Origin of the sequence: Nocardioides sp. LHD-245, from assembly GCF_030929495.1 — a bacterium.
In the GTDB taxonomy this organism is placed as follows: Bacteria; Actinomycetota; Actinomycetes; order Propionibacteriales; family Nocardioidaceae; genus Nocardioides.
Map to the genome: position 1 here is coordinate 58,253 of NZ_JAVFWN010000004.1, position 25,056 is coordinate 83,308.

Below are 25,056 nucleotides of genomic sequence, written 5' to 3' on the forward strand. Positions count from 1 at the left end.
GAGGGCGAATGCGTCAATCGGCGAGATGGGAGGCGCTGCGGTCCGGTGGGCTCCCACGACTCGTTGACGGCGTCGCCGTGGACTTCTAATATGACATTGACGTCATGCTCGCAAATCGACCGAAATCAGGTGCACATGTCCCGCTCAGCAGTCATCGTCGATGCTCTTCGCACGCCTGGGGGGAAGCGCAACGGCTCCCTCGGGGGCTGGCATGCGGCTGACCTGGCGGGCACCGTGCTGCGTGCGCTCGGCGAGCGTAACGGGCTCGACCCGGCGTTGGTCGACGACGTCATCATGGGCTGTGTCTCGCAGGTCGGCGACCAGGCGGTGAACGTCGGTCGCTCGGCGGTGTTGGCGGCGGGGTGGCCCGACACCGTCCCGGCCACCACGATCGACCGCCAGTGCGGCTCCAGCCAGCAGGCGGCCCACTTCGCCGCCCAAGGCGTGTTGTCGGGCGCCTACGACATCGCCGTGGCCTGCGGTGTCGAAGTGATGACGCGGGTTCCCATGGGCGCCTCCAGCGTCGGCGGCGAGCCGTTCGGCCCTCTCGTGACCGAGCGGTACGCCGACCGGGAGACCCTCGGTGTACGGGGACTGGTTCACCAGGGCATCAGTGCCGAGCTCATCGCGGACAAGTGGGGACTCGGACGGGAGGATCTCGACGCCTTCGCGTTGCAGAGCCAGCAGCGTGCCGCGGCGGCGCGTGACGAGGGCCGGTTCGATCGAGAGCTGCTGCGGATCGAGCGTCGCACGTGGGACGCGGAGACCAGGACCGCGACCGCGACCGGTGAGCTGCTGACGAGCGACGAAGGGATCCGTGCCTCGACGTCCGAGAGCCTGGCCGGCCTCAAGCCGGCCTTCTTGCCGGACGGCAGGGTGACCGCGGGCAACAGCTCGCAGATCACCGACGGGGCTTCGGCGCTGCTCATCATGTCCGAAGAGCGGGCGACCCGACTGGGACTGACGCCGCGGGCCCGCTTCCACGCCTTCGCGCTGGCTGCCGCCGACCCGATCGAGATGCTGACCGCCCCCATTCCGGCCACCCGCAAGATTCTCGAGAAGTCCGGCCTGTCCGTCGATGACATCGACGTCGTCGAGATCAACGAGGCCTTCGCTTCGGTGGTTCTCGCCTGGCAGAAGGAGATCGGCTTCGACCTGGCCAAGGTCAACCCCAATGGTGGCGCCATCGCGCTCGGCCACCCGCTGGGATCCTCCGGGTCGAAGCTGATGGCGACCCTGCTCTGCGAGCTGGAGAGGACCGGTGGCCGCTACGGGCTGCAGACCATGTGCGAGGGTGCCGGCATCGCCAACGCGACGATCATCGAGCGGCTCTGATCCCCATGCCGGTGACCGGTGGCCTGGGCGCCACGATGCAGGTGAGCCTGGGTGAGAGCATCACCAACACCGCTCGCAACACTCCCGACCGGGCGAGCTTCCTGTACACCGACGGCACCACGCACTCGTTCGCGCAGACGAACGCCCGTGTCAACCGTCTGGTCTCGGTGCTGCGCGGCCACGGGATCGGTCCGGGCGACCGGGTCGCGGTGTTCGCGCTGGACTCGCACGGCTATGTCGAGATCGTGCTCGCAGCGGCGAAGCTGGGGGCGACCTATGTGCCCTTGAACTATCGGCTCACCCGTCCGGAGGTCGATGTCCTTCTGGCGCGATCGCAGCCGGTGGCACTCTTCTACGACACCCGCTACGCCGAGTTGCTGGAGGGGGTTGCGGAGGACCAGCCGGCACTGCGGCTCTTGGTCCGCATCGACGCATCCGATCCCGGTCGTGTCGCCGAGTACGAGGAACTGCTGGCGTCCGGGGTCGAGGACGAGCCCCCGGTCGTCGCCACCGACGCGGACCTGATCGGCTTGGCGTTCACCTCCGGCACCACCGGGCTGCCGAAGGGCGTACTGCAGTCCCAGCGACAGGTCAAGGCGATCGTGAACGCCCAGATCGTCGAGTACCGGATGCGGCCCGGTGAGGTGCGCTACACCGCAGCGCCCGCCTTTCACATCTCGGGCATCTGCCAGCTGCTCGCGGGCGTGATGCACGGCTTCACGTCGCTGGTGATGCCACAGTTCGATGCGCGCGCGACGCTCGACCAGCTGGTTGCCGACGAGCTGACCGCGGTCTTCCTGGTCCCCACGATGATCAGCACGATGCTGCAGCTGCCCGACGTCCATGACCACGACTACGCCCGGCTCGAGCTGATGTACTACGGCGCCTCGTCGATGTCTCCGGCGCTGTTGCGTCGCGCCATGGACACCTTCGACTGCGACTTCCTCAACGCCTTCGGGGCCGGCACCGAGGCGGGGCTGCAGGCCGTGCTGCGCCCCGAGGACCATCGCCGCGCGCTTGCCGGGGAGCCCGCGCTGCTGGGCTCGATCGGCAAGCCGTCGTACGGCGTGTCGATGCGACTGGTCGACGGGGACATGAACGACGTCCCGCAGGGCCAGGTCGGCGAGATCGCCACCCGCAGCGACATGGTGTTCGACGGCTACCTCGACATGCCCGAGGAGACCGCGCGGGCGACCCGGGACGGCTGGTTCCGTGCCGGCGACATGGCCTATGTCGATGACAACGGCTATCTCTACCTGAACGGGCGCAGCAAGGACATGATCGTGCGCGGGGGCGAGAACATCTACCCGTTCGAGATCGAGGCGGTCCTCTCCGAGCTGCCGGACGTCGTCCAGGTGGCGGTCGTCGGTGTCGAGGACGAGCACTGGGGCGAGATCGTGCGCGCTTGGGTCGTGCTGAGCCCTGAGTCCGGTCTCTCGGAGATGGCGCTGCGCGCGCACTGCGCGGCGCGGCTGGCGCGCTACAAGGTACCTGCCGAGTTCCGGTTCGAGCCGGAGCTGCCGGTCAACGCGAGCGGCAAGATCCTCAAGCGGGAGCTCCGGACCCGTGCCTAGGGGAGCGGTGCTCGGCGATCACGACGGGATGCGACCCGGCCGGCGGCACGCCTCAACGCACGGAATCGGGGTCGTCCGCGCCCTAGACTCGGCGGTCGACTCACTCAGGGACACGAGGGGAGAATGGCGATGAGCGCGCGCGGGGGAAGCACGAGAGGCCGGGCGGTCGTCGGCCCCACCGCAACGCAGGCCGCGCGGCGAGACGCCGGTCCGGTGACGGTGAAGGGCCAGGAGCGACGGGAGACGATCCTGATCGCCGCTCGCCGGGTGTTCGAGCGGCTGGGGTACGTCGACGCCCGGGTCGCCGACATCGTGAAGGAGGCGAAGGTCGCCCAGGGCACCTTCTACACCTACTTCGACTCCAAGGAGGCCGTCTTCACCGAGCTGGCCAAGCAGGTCACCACGGGCATGCTCGAGACGCTGAAGGCCGAGCGCGCCAGCGGGACGCCGCGTGAGCGAGTGCGCCACGGCCTGCATCGGTTCGTGCTGGCCTTCCGTCCCAATGCGACCTTCCAGCGCCTCCTCGAGCAGGTCGGCACCTCCTCGCCCGAGATGAGCACGATGCGCCTGGCCCTGCGTGAGGACTTCGTGCGCAGGTCCGCTCGCGGCATCGAGCACATGCAGGAGGAGGGTTTCGCCGACCCGTCGATCGATCCGGTGATGGTGGCCGAGGTCCTCGGGGCGATGGTCGACCAGACCACGTTCATGTGGCTGTCGCTGGGCAAGGAGTACGACGAGGACGAGCTCCTCGACACCCTGACGTTGGTCTGGTCGCGCGCCATCGGCCTCAAGGAGCAGTAGCCAGGGTCCGCTGGTTCCCACCGGATTCCCCGGCGTCGAGCGCGTCGGGGAATCCGGCGTACCTGCGCGCGTTTCCTCGCCGTGACCGGGCGGAAAAGAGGTTCGAGATCCCCAGAAATTGAGGTTGACATCGACGTCATATCTGCGGTTGTCTTGCCGATGTGACGACCGCCATGAAGGGGACCGAGCTGGCCCCCGCCGATGACCTCATCGTCGAGCGTGCCGCCGGCATCGCGACGATCACGATGAACCGCCCCCGAAGGAAGAACTCGGTGACCTCCCTGGGGTGGGCGGACCTTCGTGACGCGTTCCGCTCGATCGATCCGCGGGTGGATCGCGTCGTGGTCCTCACCGGAGCCGGCGGCACCTTCTGCGCCGGCGCGGACCTGGCCGGCAACGACGACAGCCGTAGCGATCTCGACAACATGCGCATCGTCGGCGAGGCGTGCCTGGCGCTGCACCGGGTGCAGGTCCCGACCATCGCGGCGGTGGACGGCGCCGCGGTCGGTGCTGGCATGAACATGGCGCTGGCGTGCGACTTCGTGATCGCCACCGACCGGTCGCGGTTCAGCGAGATCTTCGTGCGTCGGGCGCTGTCGGTCGACTTCGGCGGCTCCTGGCTGTTGCCGCGACTGGTCGGCATGGCGAAGGCCAAGGAGCTCGTCCTGCTCGGCGACTTCGTGAGCGGCCCGCAGATGCTGGAGCTCGGGTTGGCCCACGATGTCGTCGGTCCCGAAGCGCTGGAGGCGGCGGTCGCGGAACTCGCGCAGCGCCTGCTCGCCGGCCCACAGTCGGCGATCATGCTGTCGAAGGCGCTGCTCAACGACTCCTTCGAGGTCACCCTCGAGCGCGCCCTCGACGACGAGGCGCGCGCCCAGGCCCTCAACCTCGTCTCCGACGACGCCCGTGAGGCCGCGGCTGCGTTCCTCAACAAGCGCGAGCCGAACTTCCTGTCGGCCGCGCGACCGCACATCGAGAACGTAGAGAAGAGGGACTGAAGAAGCATGCAGATCGACAATTCCGTCGCGATCGTCACCGGCGCCGCCTCCGGGCTGGGGCTGGCGACCACCCGTGAGCTGCTGACGGCCGGTGCCCGGGTCGTCATGGTCGACCTGGCGACATCGCCCGGAGCAGAGGTGGCCGCCGAGCTCGGCGAGGCCGCGACCTTCGTGGCCGCGGACGTGACCTCGCAGGAGCAGGTCGGCGCTGCCGTCTCGGCCGCCACCGGTCTCGGGTCGCTGCGTATCCTGGTCAACTGCGCGGGGATGGGCATCCCCGCCAAGACCGTCGGGCGTGAGGGCCCCGCGCCGCTGGCCGGGTTCACCACCACCGTGACGGTCAACCTGATCGGCACCTTCAACGTGATCCGGCTGGCCGCGGCTGCCATGGCCGAGGCCGAGGCCGTGGACGGCGAGCGCGGAGTCATCGTCAACACCGCCAGTGTGGCGGCGTTCGAGGGGCAGGTCGGCCAGGCGGCGTACTCTGCCTCGAAGGGAGGCATCGTCGGCATGACGCTCCCGGTGGCACGGGACCTGGCCGGGTACCTGATCCGCGTCTGCACGATCGCGCCGGGCATCTTCGAGACCCCGCTGCTGGGCGGCCTTCCCGACCACGTCAAGACCTCACTGGGGCAGCAGGTTCCGCACCCCGGCCGGCTCGGCCGCCCTAGCGAGTACGCGGACCTGGTACGTCACATCGTGGAGAACCCGATGCTCAACGGTGAGACGATCCGGCTCGACGGCGCGATCCGAATGGCTCCGCGCTGATGATCACCCGACCGTTCGCCTGGACCGAGGAGCATGAGGAGTTCCGCGGCGTCCTGCGCAGGAAGCTCGAGAGCCTCGACGCGGTCGGCGCCGCCCGGAGGGAGCTCGCCGCGACGGGTGACGGGCCACGATCCGACTCCACGTGGTCAATGCTGTGCACCGAGCTCGGCCTCGGCGGACTGACCCTCCCCGAGGAGTACGACGGGAGCGGATGTGGTCGGGTGGAGCAGTCGATCGTCGGCGAGGAGCTGGGCCGCGCCCTGGCCGGCGGCACCTACCTGCCGACCGTGGTGCTCGCCGCCCAGGCCGTGCTCCGCTCGGGTGACGTCGACGCGGCAGCCCGGCTGCTGCCCGGAATCGTGTCGGGCACCGCCCGGGCGGCCCTCGCGGTCGCCGAGGGTGGCGCGTCGTGGCGGCTCGGGGAGCCGAGTGTCACGACGGCCCAGGCCGACGACATCTCGGGCGCGTGGCGGGTGACCGGCGTCAAGACGCCCGTAGTCGGAGCGGCCGAGGCGGACTGGTTCGTGGTGGCGGCCCGCGAGCCGGACGGCGTCGGGAGCCTGTTCCTGGTGGAGGGCCGTGACGCCGTGACGCTTCGCCCGCTCGAGCCTCTCGACGCGACCCGGTCCGTGGCCGAGGTCGAGTTCCGTGCGACCCCGGCGCGCCGTCTCGGCGAGGCGGGGGCCGCGCTGGCGGTGCTTGAGGTGGTTCGCGAAGGAGCCGCGATCTACCTTGCCGCCGAGCAGGCCGGCGGCAGCGCCGCCTGCGTGGCCCTGACGACGGAGTACGTCGGCGGCCGGATCCAGTTCGGCGTGCCCGTCGGGCGCTTCCAGGGTGTCAAGCACCGGCTCGCGGACATGCACCTGCGGACCGAGCACGCCCGCTCGGCGGCACTGTGGGCGGCCTGGCAGGAGCCGGGGAGCGATCTGGCCGCGATGGGCGCGTCGGTGGCTCGAACCTATGCCTCCGAGGCCTTCGTCCAGACCGCGTTCGACACGATCCAGCTGCACGGCGGGATCGGCATCACCTGGGAGCACGACGCGCACCTGTTCCTGCGCCGCGCCCAGTCGTCGGCCGCGCTGCTGGGGCCGGCCTGGTCCGAGCGGAGCCGGCTGACGTCGTACATCGAGAAGGAGGCACGCGGGTGAGTGACCAGATCGAGCTCGATGCGGAGATGTCGGTCGATGTCGTCGCGGAGCGGACCCGGACCTGGCTCGAGGAGCACCTGCCACAGGAGTGGAAGGACGCGGCTGTGGCCGGCGGGACCGAGCTCGACGCGGTCGTCGAGCGGTTGGGGGCCGCGTGGTTCGAGGCACTGGGCGGCTCGGGGCTGGCGACACCGTCGTGGCCTCGCGAGTACGGGGGTCTCGGCCTCGGTGCCGACGCGGCCGCCGTGATCGCCTCCGAGCTCGCTCGCCGCCGGGCGGCCCGGCCCGAGGCGGACTTCCCCGGCCTCGCGTTGGGCGGTCCGACGATCATCGCGTGGGGGAGCGAGCAGCAGAAGCAGCGCTTCTTGCCGCCGCTGGCCCGTGGGCAGGAGCGATGGTGCCAGCTCTTCAGCGAGCCGGGCGCCGGCTCCGACCTCGCCGCGCTGCAGACGCGGGCGGTCCGGCAGGACGACGGCTCGTGGCGGATCACCGGACAGAAGGTGTGGAACTCGTTCGCCCACATCAGCGACTTCGGAATGCTGATGGCTCGGACGGATCCGGCCCAGCCGAAGCACCGTGGCATCACCTACTTCCTGCTCGACATGCGCAGCCCGGGCGTGAGCGTTCGTCCGCTCCGGCAGCTCAACGGGGAGGCCGAGTTCAACGAGGTGTTCCTGGACGATGTCGTCGTGCCCGACAGCGACCGCCTCGGGCCGGAGGGTGCGGGCTGGGAGGTGGGGCTGACGACACTGATGGCCGAGCGCAGTGGGCTCTCCGGCCGCCCGGGTGTGGGCCCGGCCCTGGTCGGCGGGCTCGTTCGTCGTGCGCGGCACACGGGTGCCTGGTCCGATCCGTTGGTCCAGGACCGCCTGGTGCGGGCGTGGGTCCAGGAGAAGGTGCTCCAGATGGCGACCGTGCAGGCGTTCGTCGAGCTCGGGTTCCGGGAGCCGGGAGCGGAGGGGTCGCTGCGCAAGCTCGCGCACGCCGGTCTCGAGGAGGAGGTCGGTCGGATCGCCGCGGACCTCGAGCCGGCGGGACTCGTCGCGGTCGACCCGGAGGACGTCGAGCAGACCGAGGCGCGACGCGCCTTCCTGAGCGCGAAGATCCTCAGCATCGCGGGCGGTACGTCGGAGATCCAGCGCAACATCATCGGCGAGCGCCTCCTGGGGCTGCCGCGTGAGCCTGACCCGTACGTCGCCACGCCGTACCGAGACCGCCCTCGTAGCTGAGCGTGCCGCCGTGCCAAGGAACCGAACAAGGAGTAGGACATGCCTGACGAAGTGATCACCCGCCGTCCCGGCGACGGCACCTTGGTGATCGAGTTGAACCGGCCGCAGGCGCGCAATGCGGTCAACGAGAACCTGGCTCGCCTGGTCGCGGCTGCGCTCGACGAGCTCGACGAGGATGCATCGCTCCAGGTCGGCATCATCACCGGAGCCGGCGGCACGTTCTGCTCGGGCATGGACCTCAAGGCGTTCGTCCGAGGCGAGCGGCCCGAGGTCCCGGGGCGGGGCTTCGCGGGTCTGGTGGAGCGCGCCAGCAGCAAGCCGCTGATCGCCGCGGTCGAGGGCTACGCGTTGGCGGGGGGCTTCGAGATCGTCTTGGCCTGTGACCTGGTCGTCGCCGGCGAGGGCGCCCGCTTCGGGCTTCCGGAGGTCAAGCGGAGCCTCGTCGCGGCCGGTGGTGGTCTGTTGCGGCTTCCCGAACGGATCCCCTACCACGCCGCGATGGAGATCGGCCTCCTCGGCGACATGGTCACCGCCGGACGGATGGAGAGGTGGGGGCTGGTCAACCGGCTCGTGCCCGACGGAGAGGCGTTGGCCGAGGCATCCCGTCTCGCCGCGGCCCTGGCGGGCAACGGCCCGCTCGCGCTCACGGCGACCAAGCAGGTGCTCGTCGAGGGCCGGGACTGGCCGATGGCGGAGGCGTTCACGCGCCAGAGCCTCATCGCCGACCCCGTCTCCGCCTCGGCGGACGCGCGGGAGGGAGCGGTCGCCTTCGCCGAGAAGCGTGCCCCCGTCTGGACCGGGAGGTAGCGCACCGAGCGCCGACGGAGGCGGCGCGCAACCGCCGTGGGAACCACGGCTGCAGCGGGCCCGCCAGGGCCTTGACAACATGACGTACGTCACTAATCTTGGATATGACATCGACATCACATTCAAATGTGGTGCGACGCGAAAGGAACGCGATGCTCACCGGTCAGCAGTACAAGGACTCGCTTCGGGACGGACGCAGGGTCTACTTCGAGGGCAAGCTCGTCGACGACCTCGAGTCGGTCCCGGCGCTGGCTGTTCCCCTGCAGCGCGCCGCTGACGCGTACGACGCCTACTACGACCCGGCACCCGACGCGGTGAACCCGGTGACGATGGCTCCGCGCAGCCCCGACGAGCTGCGCAACCGGATCCCGGTGATCACCGAGATGGACCTGCTCACCAACACCACCTACCAGTCGCTGATGACGCTCTCGGTCGCCGCGGCGCGCCTCGAGGCGCACGCGCCCGAGTTCGTCCCGCGGATCCGGCAGTACGTCGACGGCGCGCGCCGGGCCGACGTCCGGATCGCCGAGTGCATCACCGACGCGAAGGGCAACCGCAGCCTTTCGCCCTCGCAGCAGGAGGACCCCGACTCCTACGTCCGCGTCGTGGAGCGCCGCCCCGACGGCGTCGTCATCCGCGGCGCCAAGCTGCACATCAGCGCCGCGGCCTTCGGCCACGACCTGATGGTGATGCCGACCAAGTCGATGAAGCCCGGCGAGGAGGACTACTCGATCGCCGCGATCGTGCCGGTCGGCGCGCCCGGCGTGACCATCACCAACACCACCTATCACCCGCGCAACCGGGACGACCGTGACTTTCCGGTCTCCTCCAGGGACAGCATCCCGGACTCGATGGTGATCTTCGACGACGTGTTCGTGCCGACGGAGCGGGTGTTCCTCGACGGACAGACCGCCCAGGCGGCGGTCTTCGCCCACTCGCTCGGCCTGTGGGAGCGCCTCGGCGGCGTCTCCTTCATGGTGCAGCAGGCCGACGAGCTGGTCGGCCTGGCGTCCCTGATCGCGGAGGCCAACGGCACCAGCCGGATCTCGCACGTGCGGGAGAAGATCGACGAGATGATGATCCACGCGACCCTGCTGCGGGCCGGGCTGGAGGCGGCCCTGTCGCACGCCCAGGCCACGCCGGAGGGCTACTACTACCCCGACGACATGTACACGAATGTCACCAAGTACCAGGGTGCAGCGCAGTTCAGCACCATGGTCCGCCACCTGCACGACATCGCCGGTGGCGCCGTCGTCACGGCACCGTCGATGTCCGACTTCGACAACCCCGACCTGGCTCCGCTGCTGGACAAGTACATGGGTACCGGCTCGGGCATCTCCGGCAAGTACCGCACGCAGCTGTTCCACGCGATCCGTGACACCACCGCCGACTCCTTCGGCGGCTGGCACCACGTCACCAATCTCCAGTCCGGGGGCGGCATGTTCGCCCAGCGTCTGGTCACCCGGAAGAACTACGACATCGAGCGCGCTCGGGAGCTCGCACTGAAGGCGGCCGGCCTGGCCGGGAGCTGATCCCGGACCTGCTCAGCCGTCCCTGCGGCGCAGCCTCCGATCGGACATCTGGCCGGTCGGTCGGCCGGTCGCGCCCTCCCGGGGCCCGTAGGCCCCACCACGATGCCGGCGACCGCCGGAACCACTCGAAAGGTGTGTACCTCCACGATGCGCACGAACAAGCTCCTCCCCGTCCTGGCGGCATCCGTCCTGGTGCTCGCCGGGTGCGGCTCGTCCGATGACTCCAAGAGCGCCGGCTTCGACGACGCCAAGAAGGCCAGCGGAGACCCGATCGTGTTCGGCGCCCAGGCGCCGACCAAGGGAGCCGCTGCCTATCCCCAGACCGGCTACGGCGTCGAGGCGGGTGAGTGGTACGTCAACAACGTGCTCGGCGGCGTCGACGGCCGACCGATCGAGATCGAGACCTGCGCCGGTGACGGAAGCCCGGAGACCGCGATCAACTGTGCGAACGGCTTCGTCTCCAAGAAGGTCCCTTTCGTGCTGGACGCCTACGACCAGGCGATCGCCGGTGCCGTCCCCGTGCTGTCGGCCGCGGGCATTCCTATCATCGGCACGCTGTCCGGTGGCGGCGCGGCCGACTCCGCGCCGTACGGTGACAGCTTCTACTTCACCGGGCCGACGACCGTCAGCGCGCTGGGCAGCATGAGCGTGCTGGAGAGCCTGGACAAGGAGAAGGTCACCCTCGCGGTCAACGAGACGCCGACCTCCCACCAGTACGTCGACGACCTGATCAAGCCGATCGCCGACTCGCTCGGCATCGACTTCTCGGTCCAGTACCCGCCCGCCACGGGCGCGAACTTCAACGTCGTCGCGGCCACCCAGCTCTCCGAGGACCCCGACGCGGCCGGCGTCATCGCCCTGCCCGAGGACGGCTGCACCGCCCTGTTCCAGGCACTGCGCCAGCAGGGTTTCGACGGGACCATCTTCGCCGGCTCGTGCTCGCAGTTCATCGACGACATGGGCGCCCAGGCGGCGGGCGCGATCGTCCAGCCGCGCCTGTGGGTGCCGCTGTCGAAGGACGCGGCTCCCGCCGAGGTGCAGACCCAGCTCGACGACTTCGCCGCCGCGATGGAGGAGGTCGGGTACGGCGACGAGCTCTCGGCGCGCTCGCTGTACGCCTTTGCCGGCGTGGTGAACATGGTCGACGTGCTCACCACGATCAGCGGCGACATCACCAACGAGACGGTCCGTACCGCGATGAAGGGGCTCAAGGACTTCCCGACGTTCGCCGGCCCGACCGTGACCTGTGACGGCCAGCAGTGGCCGGGCTACCCGTCAGCCTGCAGCCACAAGGCGATCTTCTTCGAGGTACAGGAGAACGGCACGCTCGCACCCGTGAACGACGACGGCTACATCGAGCTCGACCCGTCGCTCGTCCCCTCCTCCTAGAAGGACCCGCGGACCGGCCGGGTGACCGGCCGGGCCGCGTTCCACTCCCGATCCTGAGCCACTGGAGCCTGTCGTGGACACCTATCTGCAGTTCGTCATCCTCGGCCTGGGCCTGGGTGCCGTCTATGTCGCACTCGGCAATGGCCTCGTCCTGGTCTATCGAGCCACGGGCATCATCAACTTCGCGCAGGGCGCCATGGCCATGTGGGGTGCCTACGTCTTCGCGCAGCTCCGGCTCGACGGCAGCCTGGTCCTGCCGGTCGGCCGGATCCAGCTCGGCGACGGCCCGCCGAGCGTGGTCGTGTCGCTGGTGGTCGCACTCCTGACCGCCGTCGCGCTGGGTCTGCTCGCGCACTACCTGGTGTTCCGTCCGGTCCGCCACGCGCCCGCACTGGCTCAGGTGGTGGTGTCCGTGGCGTTGATGCTCAGTCTCCAGGCGCTGGTCGTGATCCGGTTCGGTCCCAACAACATCTCGGTCGAGTCGATCATCGAGCCGGGAAGCATCGACCTGTTCGGCGTCACCGTGTCGTCGCGGGAGCTGAAGATGGTCGGCGTCATGCTGGTCCTCTCGGTGCTGGTCTGGGCCTACTTCCGCTTCACCCGTGCCGGCGTGGCCACCCGTGCCGCGGCCGAGAACGAGCGGGGCGCGACCCTGCGTGGCTTCTCGCCGGACCGTCTCGCCGCGCTGGCGCTGGTGATGGCCAATGTCGTCGGCACCGTCGGCGTGATCCTGGCCAGCAGCCTGACCGGCCTCAATCCCAGCAACTACACCCTGCTGGTGGTTCCCGCGCTGGCAGTCCTCCTCGTCGCCCGCATGGAGTCGATCGGCACCGTCTTCGTCGCCTCCCTGGCGCTCGGCGCCTTCCAGTCGGTGATCAACCTGCTCGTCCTCAAGCCGTGGTGGCCGACCTGGGCGCAGTCGGGCATCGAGCAGGTCGTTCCCTTCCTCGTCGTCGTCGTGATCCTGTTCGCCTTCGGCAGCCGCCTGCCCTCGCGTGGGTCGCTGCAGACGATCCCGCTGCCGGACGTGCACATCCCGCGGCTCAGGCCGGTCGCCGGCACGGTCGTGCTCGCGGTCACCGTCGTGCTGTTGGTGGTGACCCGGGACGCCTATCGGTTCGGCCTGACGTACTCGATCATCCTGACCCTGATCGCCCTCTCCTATGTGGTGATCACCGGGTATCTCGGACAGATCTCGCTGGCCCAGACCGCCTTCGCGGGCGCGGCGGGCTTCACGCTGTCGAAGGTCACCACCAACTGGGACATGCCGTTCGTGCTGGCAGTACTGCTCTGCTCCGCCGTCGCGGCGCTCCTCGGCATGATCGTGGCGCTGCCGGCGTTCCGCATCCGGGGGGCCCAGTTGGCGATCGTCACCATCGCCGCGTCCCTGGCGATCGAGCGGTTCGTCTTCAACAACTACAGCCTGACGCCGCCGTCGGGAAACCCGATCGCCGACCCGCACCTGTTCGGCGTGAACCTCGCCGTCCGGGAGGGCGCGACGCTGAGCCGCCTCTCGTTCTCCCTGATGGTGCTCGTGATCGTCGCCCTTGTGATCGTGGCGTTCGTCCGACTCGCGTCGGGCGACACTGGTCGCGCCTTCCTGGCCGTGCGGGCGAACGAGCGGGCCGCCGCCTCCGTAGGGATCGACGTGCGGCAGACGAAGCTGATCGGATTCGGGGTCTCGGCCTTCATCGCCGGACTCGCGGGCTGCTTGATCGGCTACAGCGCGGGCCAGCTGTCGGCAGAGTCGTTCTCCGTCTTCGTGGGTCTGCAGATCCTCGCTGTCACCTACCTCGGTGGCATCACGTCCTGGGGCGGCGCGGCGGTCGCAGGCGTCATCGGGCCGCTCGGGATCATCTACGTGCTCTTCCACGACCTGTTCGAGATGGGCGACTACTACGCCCTGGTCTCGGGGCTCGCCCTCATCCTGACCGCCATTCTCAACCCGGTCGGCATGGCCGGAGCGACCCGCGCGCAGATCGAGTGGGTCCGCCGCCGGATCGGCGGTGGGGGAGCACCTGATGCGCGGGGGCCCGACGGGACCGCCGCTTCCGATGCCCTGATCGACCTTCGGGAGGTCTCTGATGTCCACTGATGTCCCCGCGGCCGCCCGCGGCGGCCTTCGGGCCGAACGGCTCACCGTCCGCTACGGCGGCGTGACCGCGAACTCCGACGTCGACCTGGACGTGCGACCGGGCGAGATCGTCGGTCTGATCGGCCCCAACGGCGCCGGTAAGACGACCTTCGTCGACGCGGTCACCGGTTTCACGAGGTCGGAGGGCAGCGTCACCCTCGACGGTGAGCGGATCGACGCGCTGCGCCCGCACGAACGTCGCAGGCGCGGACTCTCGCGCACCTGGCAGTCCGGGGAGCTCTTCGGCAACCTGACGGTGCGCGAGAACGTCGCGGTCGCCACCCGCCCGGGCGGAGTCGGGACGTTGTTCCGTGACATCTTCTGGCCGCGTCGACGCGTCGACGGATCGGTGGGCCGGGCCCTGTCGCTCGTCGGGCTGGGAGAGGAGGCGGACCGACTCGCTCGCGACCTGTCGCTCGGCCAGCAGAAGCTGGTGGGTGTCGCGCGGGCACTGGTCGGCACCTGCAAGCTGCTGCTGCTCGACGAGCCGGCCGCCGGTCTCGACAGTGCGGAGAGCCTCGAGTTCGCGACTCGCCTGCGCACCATCGTCGGGGAGCAGGGCGCCGGCGCCCTACTCATCGACCACGACATGTCGCTCGTGCTGGGCGTCTGCGACCGGGTATTCGTGCTTGAGTTCGGCAAGCTGATCTTCAGCGGTACACCGGACGAGGCTCGGACCGACCAGGCCGTGGTTGCCGCCTACCTCGGAGTCCCGATGGAGAACGCCGATGCCTGACTCGCTGCTCAAGGTCGACGGCCTGACCGCCGGCTACAACCGGGTGCCCGCCATCCGCGACCTCGATCTCGAGGTCGGGCCCGGTGAGGTCGTGTCCCTCCTCGGCCCCAACGGCGCCGGCAAGACCACCAGCCTGCTCGCGATGGTCGGGCTCGTGCCGCTGATGAGCGGCACGGTGGAGGTGCTGGGCGAACCGCTCGGCAAGCCACATCACATGGCGCGGCGCGGCATGATGCTGGTTCCCGACGACCGCGGGCTGTTCTTCGGGCTCACCGTCCGTGATCACCTGCGCCTGGCTCGGCGGCGGCCGTCCGCGGAGCGAGAGACGGTCGTCATGGAGCGGTTCCCGGCCCTCGCCCGGCTCGACAGCCGGAAGGCCGGCCTGCTCTCCGGCGGTGAGCAGCAGATGCTCGCGATCGCGGCCGCGCTCCTGAGCGAGCCTCGGCTCCTGCTGGTGGACGAGATGTCGTTGGGCCTGGCACCGAAGATCGTCCAGGACATGCTGCCTGCCATCCGTGACCTGGCGAAGGAGGAGGGGATCGGAGTCGTCCTGGTCGAGCAGCACGTCGAGCTCGCACTCGCGGTCTCCGACCGCGCACTGGTTCTCAACCACGGCAGGGTGGTTCTGGCCGGGGCGGCTGCCGACCTGCTCAAGGACCGCAGCCAGTTGGAGGCGGCGTACTTCGGATCCGACGAGTTCGCCGACCGAGGTGCCGAGGCGATGAGCTGATGCGCGCCTATGCCCCGATGATCGCGATGGGCGACTACCTGCGGATCAACGCGCGTCGGTTCCCCGACCGGCCGTGCTTCGTCGAGGCCGGAGGAACTGCGTTCAGCTATCGAGAGGTCAACAGCCGGGTCAACCGGCTGGCCGACGCGCTGACGTCCCGGGGTGTCCGCAAGGGCAGCCGGATCGCGATCCTCGCCGTCGACTGCGTCGCCTTCTACGAGGTCATCCTCGCGACGCTGAAGCTCGGCGCGACCTATGTGCCGCTCAACAACCGGCTGACCGACGCGGAGGTCCGCACCCTGCTCCGACGGGCGGAGCCCTCGATGCTGTTCGTCGGCGGGCGCTATCTGGACACCGCGCACGCCGTGCTGCCCGACGTCGGCTCGGTCGACCACCTCGTGGCCTTCGACGGCGATGCCGAGCTGACGTACGACGCGCTGCTCGCCGAGGGCGCCGACGCCGAGCCCGAGGTCCATGTCGACGACACCGACATCGTCGGTCTGGCGTTCACGAGCGGCACGACCGGTCTGCCCAAGGCGGTCATGCAGTCGCACGGCATGCTCAAGTCGCTGATCGGTATCCAGGAGGTCGAGTACGAGTACCTCCCGGGAGAGTTCCGCTACACGGCGTCCCCGGCTTTCCACATCTCGGGCCAGGCGATCACGCTGGGCCACGTCAAGCGGGGGTACACGACGCTCGTGCTGCCTCAGTTCGACGCGGCCACCACGCTCTCCTGGATGGGCGCAGGACTGACCGGGTGCTTCCTCGTTCCGACCATGATCCGGAGGGTGCTCGACGAGCCGGGGGTGGCCGATGTCGACTTCTCCCGGTTCCGTTCGATCATCTACGGCGCGGCGCCCATGCCGCCGGCGATGCTGCGTGAGGCGATGGACGTCTTCGGGTGTCGTTTCATCCAGGCGTTCGGGGCGTCGACGGAGGGCGGGTTACAGACCGTGCTGACCTCGGCGGACCATCTGCGCGCCGCGGCGGGCGAGCCCCATCTCCTCGGATCGGTCGGGCGGCCGGTCGGCGCTGTCGACGTACGGATCGTCGACGCGGACGACAACGACGTCAATGTCGGGGAGGTCGGCGAGATCATCAGCCGCAGCGACGCCGTGATGTCGGGATATCTCGAGATGCCGGAGCAGACGGCGCACACCCTGCGCGACGGCTGGTTCCGAGCCGGCGACCTGGCGCGACAGGATGCCGAGGGGTTCTTCTACCTCGCCGGCCGCAGCAAGGACATGATCATCCGGGGCGGCGAGAACATCTACCCGATCGAGATCGAGACGGTGATCGCCGAGTACGTCGGCGTCTCGAACGTTGCGGTCGTCGGTCGTCCCGACGACTACTGGGGCGAGGTCGTGGTCGCGTTCGTCACGCTGCACGACGGCGCCGGCGTCGACACCGAGGCACTGAGGGCTCACTGCCGTGAGCATCTTGCGGCGTACAAGGTGCCCGCGGAGGTGGTCGTCGTACCCGAGATGCCGCTCAATGCCAGCGGCAAGATCCTCAAGCGGACCCTGCGCGACGAGATGGTCGCGGGGCGGCACCGGTGAGTGCCGATCCTCGGGAGATCCCGACGCCGAAGGGAACACTGGCCGGCGTCCGTGTCGTCGAGCTCGCCGGACTCGCCCCCGGGCCCTTCGCGGCGATGATGCTGGCCGACCACGGCGCCGAGGTGATCCGGATCGATCGACGGAGCCCCACGGTTCCCGATCCCGATCTCCTGGGCCGTGGCCGCGACGTGGTCCGGGCGGACCTCAAGGATCCGGCCCATCGGGACGCGGTCCATGCGCTGGTCGACCGGGCCGACGTCCTCATCGAGGGCTTCCGCCCTGGCGTGATGGAGCGCCTCGGCCTCGGCCCGGACGACCTGCTCGCCTCCAACCCGAGACTCGTGTACGGCCGGATGACGGGCTGGGGCCAGTCCGGGGCGCTCGCTCGCGTCGCCGGTCACGACATCAACTACGTGGCGATGTCCGGCGCGCTGGGCGCGATCGGGCCCGCGGACCGGCCGCCGGTCGCTCCGGTCAACCTGCTGGGCGACTTCGGCGGGGGTGGGCTGCTGCTCGCCTTCGGCGTGCTGGCGGCGCTCGTCGAGCGGTCGCGGTCCGGCCGCGGACAGGTCGTCGACGCGGCCATGGTCGACGGCGCCCGCCTCTTCACCACCCACTTGCACTCGATGCACGCCGAGGGCGAATGGGAGGCCGGACGAGGAGAGAACCTGCTGGATGGCGGCGCGCCGTTCTACCGGTGCTACGCGACGTCCGACGGAGCGCACATGTCGGTGGGCTCGCTCGAGCCGGAGTTCTACGCACAGCTGGTGTCGGGTCTGGGGCTCGACATCGAGCAGCTGCCCGCACAGCAGGATCGGTCGGGTTGGCCCGAGCTGGAGCGGATCTTCGCGGCCGCCTTCGCCGCGAGGACCCGCGCCGAGTGGACCGAGACCTTCTCCCTCACCGACGCGTGCGTCCAGCCGGTCTACTCGCCGGTTGAGGGGCTCGTCTCGCCGTTCGCCGCTGACCGGAGTGCCGCGGAGACCGTCGAGGGAGTGTCCCAGCCGGCTCCGGCGCCTCGGTTCGCCCGAACCCCCGCCGGGCCGCTCCGGCTGCGTCGCGACGCCCGCCGGGCGGGTCTGGCGTCCTGGGGCCTGACTGACGGCGCGCTCGCTGCGCTGGGCTACGACGAATAGACCCCGGCCAGACGCGAGTCCAGCAGGCTGATCGCCTCGGAGACCATGCGCGTCACCAGCTCGGAGCAGCTCGGAATGTCCTCGATGAGACCCTGGGCCATGCCCACCGACCACACGCCGGCCTCCGGATCGCCGAGCTCGTAGACCGTTCGTCCTCGGATTCCGTTCACGAGATGCTGTACGTCGGAGAACTGGCCGCCGGCCGAGAGGACCTCGACGGCCTCGCGGGCCACGGCGTTGCTGTGGACGCGGGAGGTGTTGCCCAGTGGCCGGAACAGGAGCTCGGTGTCGAGTTCGGTGGCCGCGACGATCGCCTCCTTGATCCGGTGATGGATCGGCGCCTCCTGCGTGCAGAGGAAGCGGGTGCCCATGGTCACGCCCTCGGCCCCGAGTGCCAGCGCGGCGACCAGCCCACGGGCGTCGGCGATGCCGCCCGCTGCCAGCACCGGGATGTCGAGCCGCGCAGCCGCAGCGGGGATGAGAATCAGGCCGGGTACGTCGTCCTCGCCCGGGTGGCCGGCGCACTCGAAGCCGTCGATGCTGACGGCGGCCACCCCGACGGCCTGCGCCTTGAGGGCGTGTCGCACGCTGGTGCACTTGTGGATGACCTTGACGCCGTGGGTATCGAAGTAGTCCATCGAGGGACCGGGGTTCGCGCCGGCCGTCTCGACGACCTTGACGCCCGACTCGACGACCGCGGCCCTGAGCTCGTCGTGGTTCACGGCCCTCATCGACGGCAGGATGGTCAGGTTCACGCCGAACGGACGGTCCGTGTGCTCGCGTACGCGGGCGATCTCAGCCGCCAACACGTCCGGGTCGGGGAAGGTCAGGGCGGTCAGCATGCCGAGGGCGCCTGCCTCGGCCACGGCGCCGACCAGGTCCGCGGTCCCGACCCACTGCATGCCGCCCTGCACGATCGGTTGGTCGATCCCGAAGGTCTCCGTGAAGCGGGTGCGGAGACGCGGCATAGTTGACATGGCTGTCAATTTAGATGTCATGTGACACTGACGTCAAGTAGGCTGGCAGAGTGAGGCGACGGAGGAGGACCAGGTGAGTGAGGTCGTCGACCCCCAGCAGGCCCGGCGTGACCAGGGACCGCTGACCGAACGCGGTGTGCAGCGCCGCGAGGCCCTGTTGAGCGCTGCGCGGAGGGTGTTCGAGACGAAGGGCTTCGTCGACGCCAGGGTCAGCGACATCGTGCGCGAGGCGAAGGTCTCGCAGGGCACGTTCTACACCTACTTCGACACCAAGGAAGCCGTCTTCGCCGCCGTCGCGCGCGGGGTGGTCGACGCGATGCTGCTGTTGATGGCGCCGCCGGTGCCCGACACCGACTTCCACGACCGGATCACCGACTCGGTACGCCGTTTCCTGCACGCCTATCGGCCCCACGCGCGGATGATCGGGCTGATCGAGCAGGTCGGCACCTTCTCGCCGGAGATGCGCGACCTGCGTCTGGACCTGCGGGAGACGTTCGTGCGTCGGACCGAGCGTGGCATCGTACGACTGGTCGATGCGGGCGTGACCCGGGCAGACATCGACGTCGAGTACACCGCGGAGGTGCTCGGGGCGATGCTCGAGTACACCTGCTACGTCTGGTTCTCCCTCGGGCGGGAGTTCGACGAGGAGCGTCTGGTCACGACGCTGTCGGATATCTGGAAGCAGGCGCTCGCCCCCACGGTCGACTGAGTCACCCTCGGTGGGGCCGAAGCTCCGAGTCGGCGCTCGGCGACCTCCGGCTCGGCCCATGGCGGGGCGAGAAGCTGGCCCGCGGCCATCTCGACCAGATGCTGGCGACCGCTGCCGCGGAGATCGCGGCGTACGGCGCACCCAGGGCGAGGCCGCGCGTCTCGGCCTCGACCCGGGTCTGGAGCAGGTGTTGCTGGAGGTGGCCCCCGTCAGCCGAGTGGTTGCGTCGCGGCGGTGATCCGCCGGGTGCCGGCCTTCGTCTGACGCGAGGCGACGTGGCGGATCGCGCTGTTCGGGTCGGTGCCCTTGTCGACGAGGTACCAGTCGGCCTGTACCCGGGTGCTGGCGAAGTCGACGATCAGGCAGCCGGTCTTGAAGCCCTCCGACCAGCGGATCCAGGGGTTGGCGAGTGCGGCGTTGGTGTTGAGGACCACGTCGAGGAGGTTGCCGACGCCGGGGGCCACCTGGTTGACCATGGTCTGCAGGGACGGCGAGGCCACGCCCGGGGTGACGTACTCGACCGCGACGGACTTGCGGTCCAGGAGGTAGCGGTTGGGGCGAGCGGGGATCTCGCTGGCGAAGCTCTGGTGGACGTCACCGGTCAGGATCACGACGTCGTCGATGCCGGCCATGCCGTCGACGATCCGCTGGCGCTGGGTGAGGAAGCCGTTCCAGTCCTCGACGTACAGCTGGAGCAGCGGCTTCTCCAGCTGCTGGGACAGCTTCGGGCCGAGCAGGTCGGTGATCTGGCCGGGGAGCTGGGGGAGCAGGACCTGGGGGAAGAAGGGGACCTGGTTGCCGAGGACCTTCCACCGGGCGGTGCTGGCCGCGAGACCCTGGACCAGCCAGTGCTCCTGGTCGTCGCCGATCATCGACCCGTCCGGGTCGGCGGAGGAGGCGCCGAGGGCGACGTACCCGAGCAGCACGCTCTTCGGTGGCTGCGTCCGGAACCGGCGCTCGTCGAGCATCCACAGGTCGACCTGGTCGCCGAAGGCGAGACGGCGGTTGATCCGCTGCCAGTCGTCGGGGTCGGTGTGCCGGATCGGCAGCCACTCCAGGAACGCCCGTCGGCCCGCGGTGGCGCGGGTCGCCCACTCGCCCTCGGCGGCCGGGTCGTGGTTCTCGGCGCCGCCCTGCCAGGTGTCGTTGGCGATCTCGTGGTCGTCCCAGACGGCCACCATCGGGTGCGCGGCGTGCAGGTCCTGGAGGTTCTGCTCGAGCTTGTAGCAGCCGTGCCGTACCCGGTAGTCCGCGAGCGTCGTGCACTCGTGGAGCGGGTCGGCGTTGCGCGGGTTCTTGGGATAGCCGGCGATCACGCCGCCCGGGGCGTACTCGTAGACGTAGTCGCCGAGGTGCAGGATCGCGTGCAGGTCGGTGCGGGTGGCGAGGAACTTGTAGGGCTGGAAGTAGCCCCAGTCGTAGTTGGCGCACGACACGACGCCGAAGCGCACGGGCGCCGACGAGCCGGCGGCGGGCGCGGTCCGGGTGCGGCCGGTGCGGGAGGTCGCGCCGAGCGCCGTGAACCGGTACCAGTACGCCGTCGCGGGGGCCAGGCCGCCGACGTCGACGTGCAGCGTGTGGTCCCGCGCGGCCGAGGCGGTCGCGGTGCCCTGCTGCACGACGTGGGCGAACCCGGGGTCGCTCGCCACCTCCCAGGTGACGGTGACGTCGGGCCCCACGCCGGACCCGGGCGCGGCCTCGACGGAGGGGGTCACCCGGGTCCACAGGACGACGGCGCCGGGCAGCGGGTCGCCGGACGCGACGCCGTGCACGAAGGGCGCCGACGCGGCCACCGCCTCGGGCCACGAGGCGAGGGCGAGGGCGGCGCCGCCGCCGATTGCGCCCGCCATGACCGAACGGCGGGACAGGCCACGAGGCCTGCTGGCGGGAAGGGACGGGTCGGACACGGGGGCCTCCTGGCGGTGCTCCCCGGCGCAACGACTCGGATGTGACCTGCGTTACGTCGCGCCGCCGACTTCGGACCGGCTCGATCGGTCGGTGACGTCCGCGAGCGGCGTGCCGAGCTGCAGGTCGAAGTCGCGCGCCTCCTCCCACACGGTGAGGGTGCGGGAGCCGAGGGCCTCGTCGGGCCCGGCGACGGTGAGGACGTAGCGGCCGTTGGCCGGGCGGGGGACCTCGTAGCGCCCCTCGTGGTCGGTGCGCACGCTCGCGACCAGGCCGCCGGTGCCTCGGGTGAGGGCGACCAGCGCATCGACCGCAGGCCGGCCGTCGGCGTCGCGGATGGTGCCGCGCAGGGTGAGCCGCTCACGGAGCACGATGGGCGGGATCGGCGCGGCGCTGTCGAGGGTCATCATCCGCGAGCGTGGCCGCCAGCCGTCGGCGGCGGTCACCACGAGGTAGTCGGCCGGCCCGGGGACCGCGGCGGCGAACCGGCCCTCGGCGTCGGCCTGCCCCCAGTCGACCGCCCGGCCGTCGGGCGTCAGCACGGTGACCACCGCGTGCCGGATCGGCTGGCCCTTGAGGCTGAGCACCTGGCCCTTCACGATCTGCGCGCGACTGGTGTTCTCGGCGCCGGAGCGATCCGCCTCCTCGGCGTACTCCCGCATGCCGAGCATGGGTACGCCGATCAGCGCGGTCGCCATCCCGGCGCCGGAGGCGATCCAGAAGATCAGCTCGAGGGAGTCCAGCGTCGGCAGCTCCCGGCCGCCGACGGTCATCACCGACGCGGTGGTGACGGCTGCGGTCACCGCACTGATCGTCGAGGTGCCGAGCGAGCGGAGCAGCACGTTGAGGCCGTTGGCGGACGCCGTCTCGGTGACCGGCACGGCCCGCATGATCAGGGTCGGCAGGGCGCCGTACACCATCGCGGTGCCGGTGCCGACGACCACCGAGCCGATCACGATCTGGGCGAGGTCGGCGCTGTAGAAGACCCGCCAGAGGTAGGTCGTGCCCATCAACAGGGCGCCCGCGACCAGCGTGACCTGTGGCCCGAAGCGCCGGATCAGCCAGGCCGACACCGGAGCCATCAGTCCGAAGGCCGCGGCGTTGGGGACCATCCACAGGCCGGTGTGGAGGACGTCCAGGCCCTGGCCGTACCCGGTCTCCTCCGGCATCTGGAGCAGGAGGGTCGTCACCAGCATGTTGGCGAACATGGAGAGGCCGGCGAAGACGGACGTGACGTTGACCAGCACGACCGCACGGCGGGCGGCGACGCGGACGTCGACCAGCGGGCGCGGGGTGCGCAGCTCGAGGGGGATCCACACCGCGATGAGCGCGACGCCGGCGGCGGCGCAGCCCACGGTGCGGGGACCGAGCCAGCCCCACTGTCCGCCCTTGGAGAGCGCGAGCAGGATCGCCGTGAGGGCCACCGAGAGGATCAGGGCCCCGCGCAGGTCGAAGGCGCCGCTCGTGCGGACCGGCGACTCCGGCAGGAGGCCGAGCGTGCCGGCGATCAGGACGATGCCGACGATGCCGGTGAGCCAGAAGGACGCGTGCCAGTCCATGTGCTCGACGATCAGGCCGGACAGCGGCAGCCCCACCCCGGCGCCGATCGCGAGGGTGGCGCTCATCAGGGCGACGCCGAGCGGGACCCGGTCGCGGGGCAGCTCGTCGCGCATGATCGCGATCGCGACCGGGATCAGCGCGACGCCGACGCCTTGGAGGGCGCGGGCGGCGATGAGCAGTGGGAGCACCTGGCTGACCGCGCCGAGCAGGGACCCGGCCACCGCGACCCCCAGCGAGACCACCATCATCCGGCGCTTGCCGTACATGTCGGCCAGTCGCGAGATCGTCGGCGTCGCCACCGCTCCGCTGAGCAGCGTGGCGGTCACCAGCCACGAGGCGCTGTCGGCCGAGGTGTCGAGGAGCCGGGGGAGGTCAGGGAGCAGCGGGAGCAGCAGTGTCTGCTGGAGCGAGACCACGATGCCGCAGCACGACAGCATCGCGACGATGAGCGCGGGGCTGGTGCGTGGCCGGACGGGTTCGACGACCACGCTGGAGGCACCTCTTCTTCATCTGGACTCGCCTGGGCCCGGTCTAGGGTGAGGACCGTGCACCGCATCTTCTCGACCAGTTTCGCATCGGTCTACCCCCACTACGTCACCAAGGTCGAGAAGAAGGGGCGGACCCGGGCCGAGCTCGACCAGGTGATCGCCTGGCTGACCGGCTTCGACGCGGCGGCGCTGCAGGCCCACCTCGACGCCGGTACGACGTTCGAGGAGTTCTTCGACCGGGCCCGGCTCAACCCGGCGGCGGACCTGATCACCGGGGTCGTGTGCGGGGTGCGGGTCGAGGAGATCGAGGATCCGCTGATGCAGCGGATCCGCTATCTCGACAAGCTCGTGGACGAGCTCGCCCGTGGCAAGGCGATGGATAAGGTGCTGCGGGGCTGATCGCCCCGGGCCGGCCTGCCCACCGCCTCGCCCGGCTCGATCAGCTGGTGCAGGCGAGGTAGCTCGCGTCGACTGTGCGCTCCTTGCCGTTCTTCAGCAGCACGGTGGCGCCGAGCTCGGCGGCGGCGCTGTCGACCAGCGGCAGGGCGACGGCCCTGCCCTTCTTGAGTTTCTTGCCCTTGAGGGTGGCGGCCTTCTTGCCGTCGACGGTGAAGGTGACCTTCTTGACCTGCTTGAGTGCCTTCTTCTTGGCGGTCAACGTGGCGGTGGCGTTGTGCGTGCCGCAGGCGCGGGCGCCGGGCAGGGCGACGTACTTGCTCGCCTTACCCGAAGGTGCGGCGCTGGTTGATCCCGGCAGGGCGAAGGTGATGGACGCCTTGCCGGAGACCGAGGCCGAGACGTTGGCGTTGGCGTTCCGGCCGGAGTCACCCTCGACGTAGCCGCTGTAGGTGCCCGGGGGCAGCAACACCGTGGTGGAGCCGCCGCCGTCGAGAGAGCGACCGTAGAGTTCGTGATAGCCGTCGCCGATGTCTTGGTCGATGTAGGCCTCGACATAGCCGGGACCCTTGTGGTGGACGCTCAGGGTCGCCCAGAGCGGCACGGCGGTGGTGAACTCGAAGTCGACCTCGACCCCGGCGACCGACCGGACGTCACAGGTCGACGCGCCCTTGCTGGCGGTTGCGCTCACGGTGCCCGAGAAGCTCGTCGTGATCGACTGGGGCAGACCGCCGGCGGTGCTGGCCGACGATGACGCCTGGAGGGTGGCTGTGTTGGTCATGACGTCGGTCGGATCGCCATTGGCGGTGTACTGCGCCGTCGTGGTGAGGCTGGTGGCCAGGGAGGTGCCGTTCTCGTTCAAAACCGTGACCGGCGTCGCCGGCAATGCCGGTCCGGTGTTGGTGCAGGCGCCGGTGAGGCCCTCGGAGGCGTAGGGATCGACCTCGATCTGGGTGAAGACCGGAGCTGCCGGGGCCGGAGCCGGTGCCGCGAGCAGTGATCCGGCGGCGAGCGCGGCCGCCAGGCCGCTCGTGAGCACACGCGTGCGTACGGGAGTCATCGGGTTCTCCTTGTCCGAGGATGGGACGGCACGCCCAGTCCCCGCCGGGAGTGTCGACCTTCGACCCTAGTGATGCGGCGGCTGG

Annotated in this window: 21 protein-coding genes; 17 read left to right on the forward strand and 4 right to left on the reverse strand. The window is 70.1% G+C overall.

Features of this window, described 5'->3' with window-relative positions:
- Positions 1-135: 135 nt before the first annotated feature.
- The 15 genes from RB608_RS07585 to RB608_RS07655 all read left to right on the forward strand — a co-directional run bounded on the left by RB608_RS07585 (position 136) and on the right by RB608_RS07655 (position 17,876).
- Positions 136-1,335, forward strand: a complete 1,200-nt coding sequence (locus RB608_RS07585) for an acetyl-CoA C-acyltransferase (RefSeq protein ID WP_308087198.1) — start codon at positions 136-138, stop codon at positions 1,333-1,335.
- 5 nt (positions 1,336-1,340) lie between these two features.
- A complete protein-coding gene (locus tag RB608_RS07590; RefSeq protein ID WP_308087199.1) occupies positions 1,341-2,909 on the forward strand; it encodes an AMP-binding protein in 1,569 nt (522 codons plus the stop codon).
- Between the two features lie 129 nt (positions 2,910-3,038).
- Positions 3,039-3,710, forward strand: a complete 672-nt coding sequence (locus RB608_RS07595; RefSeq protein ID WP_308087200.1) for a TetR/AcrR family transcriptional regulator — start codon at positions 3,039-3,041, stop codon at positions 3,708-3,710.
- Positions 3,711-3,871: 161 nt separating this feature from the next.
- The gene (locus tag RB608_RS07600; RefSeq protein ID WP_308087201.1) at positions 3,872-4,708 is read left to right on the forward strand and encodes an enoyl-CoA hydratase-related protein; all 837 of its coding nucleotides are present in this window, start codon (positions 3,872-3,874) and stop codon (positions 4,706-4,708) included.
- Between the two features lie 6 nt (positions 4,709-4,714).
- Positions 4,715-5,476: an SDR family NAD(P)-dependent oxidoreductase gene (locus tag RB608_RS07605; RefSeq protein ID WP_308087202.1), complete on the forward strand. Its 762-nt coding sequence runs from the start codon at positions 4,715-4,717 to the stop codon at positions 5,474-5,476.
- Positions 5,476-6,624, forward strand: coding sequence for an acyl-CoA dehydrogenase family protein (locus RB608_RS07610; RefSeq protein ID WP_308087203.1), 1,149 nt, complete (start codon positions 5,476-5,478; stop codon positions 6,622-6,624). Before RB608_RS07605 ends, RB608_RS07610 begins: the two co-directional genes overlap by 1 nt.
- Positions 6,621-7,853 carry an acyl-CoA dehydrogenase family protein gene (locus RB608_RS07615; RefSeq protein ID WP_308087204.1) on the forward strand — a complete coding sequence of 411 codons (1,233 nt, stop codon included), beginning with the start codon at positions 6,621-6,623 and terminating at the stop codon, positions 7,851-7,853. The genes RB608_RS07610 and RB608_RS07615 overlap by 4 nt, the downstream gene beginning before the upstream one ends.
- Positions 7,854-7,892: 39 nt before the next feature.
- Complete coding sequence (locus tag RB608_RS07620) at positions 7,893-8,660, forward strand: crotonase/enoyl-CoA hydratase family protein (protein WP_308087205.1); 768 nt, start codon at positions 7,893-7,895, stop codon at positions 8,658-8,660.
- A 152-nt stretch (positions 8,661-8,812) separates the two neighbouring features.
- A complete protein-coding gene (locus RB608_RS07625; protein ID WP_308087206.1) occupies positions 8,813-10,192 on the forward strand; it encodes a 4-hydroxyphenylacetate 3-hydroxylase N-terminal domain-containing protein in 1,380 nt (459 codons plus the stop codon).
- 147 nt (positions 10,193-10,339) lie between these two features.
- Positions 10,340-11,581 (forward strand): ABC transporter substrate-binding protein, encoded by a 1,242-nt coding sequence (locus RB608_RS07630; protein ID WP_308087207.1) that lies wholly within the window; start codon positions 10,340-10,342, stop codon positions 11,579-11,581.
- Positions 11,582-11,654: 73 nt separating this feature from the next.
- The gene (locus tag RB608_RS07635) at positions 11,655-13,676 is read left to right on the forward strand and encodes an ABC transporter permease (RefSeq protein ID WP_308087208.1); all 2,022 of its coding nucleotides are present in this window, start codon (positions 11,655-11,657) and stop codon (positions 13,674-13,676) included.
- Entirely contained in the window at positions 13,666-14,451 is a 786-nt protein-coding gene (locus RB608_RS07640; RefSeq protein ID WP_308087209.1) for an ABC transporter ATP-binding protein, read from the forward strand. Before RB608_RS07635 ends, RB608_RS07640 begins: the two co-directional genes overlap by 11 nt.
- The gene (locus tag RB608_RS07645) at positions 14,444-15,181 is read left to right on the forward strand and encodes an ABC transporter ATP-binding protein (protein ID WP_308087210.1); all 738 of its coding nucleotides are present in this window, start codon (positions 14,444-14,446) and stop codon (positions 15,179-15,181) included. The genes RB608_RS07640 and RB608_RS07645 overlap by 8 nt, the downstream gene beginning before the upstream one ends.
- On the forward strand, positions 15,181-16,740 hold the full coding sequence (locus tag RB608_RS07650; protein ID WP_308087211.1) for an AMP-binding protein: 1,560 nt from the start codon (positions 15,181-15,183) through the stop codon (positions 16,738-16,740). The genes RB608_RS07645 and RB608_RS07650 overlap by 1 nt, the downstream gene beginning before the upstream one ends.
- Complete coding sequence (locus RB608_RS07655; RefSeq protein WP_308087212.1) at positions 16,737-17,876, forward strand: CaiB/BaiF CoA-transferase family protein; 1,140 nt, start codon at positions 16,737-16,739, stop codon at positions 17,874-17,876. The genes RB608_RS07650 and RB608_RS07655 overlap by 4 nt, the downstream gene beginning before the upstream one ends.
- Here RB608_RS07655 and RB608_RS07660 read toward each other — a convergent pair.
- The gene (locus RB608_RS07660) at positions 17,864-18,853 is read right to left on the reverse strand and encodes a nitronate monooxygenase (RefSeq protein WP_308087213.1); all 990 of its coding nucleotides are present in this window, start codon (positions 18,851-18,853) and stop codon (positions 17,864-17,866) included. The two genes, RB608_RS07655 and RB608_RS07660, sit on opposite strands and share 13 nt — an antisense overlap.
- A gap of 73 nt (positions 18,854-18,926) precedes the next feature.
- Here RB608_RS07660 and RB608_RS07665 point away from each other — a divergent pair, with 73 nt between their 5' ends.
- Entirely contained in the window at positions 18,927-19,562 is a 636-nt protein-coding gene (locus tag RB608_RS07665; RefSeq protein ID WP_308087214.1) for a TetR/AcrR family transcriptional regulator, read from the forward strand.
- Positions 19,563-19,771: 209 nt separating this feature from the next.
- Here RB608_RS07665 and RB608_RS07670 read toward each other — a convergent pair whose 3' ends face one another.
- Together RB608_RS07670 and RB608_RS07675 are read right to left on the reverse strand one after the other, a co-directional pair.
- Positions 19,772-21,412 (reverse strand): alkaline phosphatase D family protein, encoded by a 1,641-nt coding sequence (locus tag RB608_RS07670; protein WP_308087215.1) that lies wholly within the window; start codon positions 21,410-21,412, stop codon positions 19,772-19,774.
- Positions 21,413-21,520: 108 nt separating this feature from the next.
- Complete coding sequence (locus tag RB608_RS07675) at positions 21,521-23,515, reverse strand: MFS transporter (protein WP_308087216.1); 1,995 nt, start codon at positions 23,513-23,515, stop codon at positions 21,521-21,523.
- Between the two features lie 57 nt (positions 23,516-23,572).
- On the opposite strand from RB608_RS07675, the gene RB608_RS07680 reads away from it, so the two are divergent.
- Complete coding sequence (locus tag RB608_RS07680) at positions 23,573-23,914, forward strand: DUF2200 domain-containing protein (RefSeq protein WP_308087217.1); 342 nt, start codon at positions 23,573-23,575, stop codon at positions 23,912-23,914.
- Between the two features lie 40 nt (positions 23,915-23,954).
- Here RB608_RS07680 and RB608_RS07685 read toward each other — a convergent pair whose 3' ends face one another.
- Entirely contained in the window at positions 23,955-24,971 is a 1,017-nt protein-coding gene (locus RB608_RS07685; protein WP_308087218.1) for a hypothetical protein, read from the reverse strand.
- Positions 24,972-25,056 lie beyond the last annotated feature (85 nt).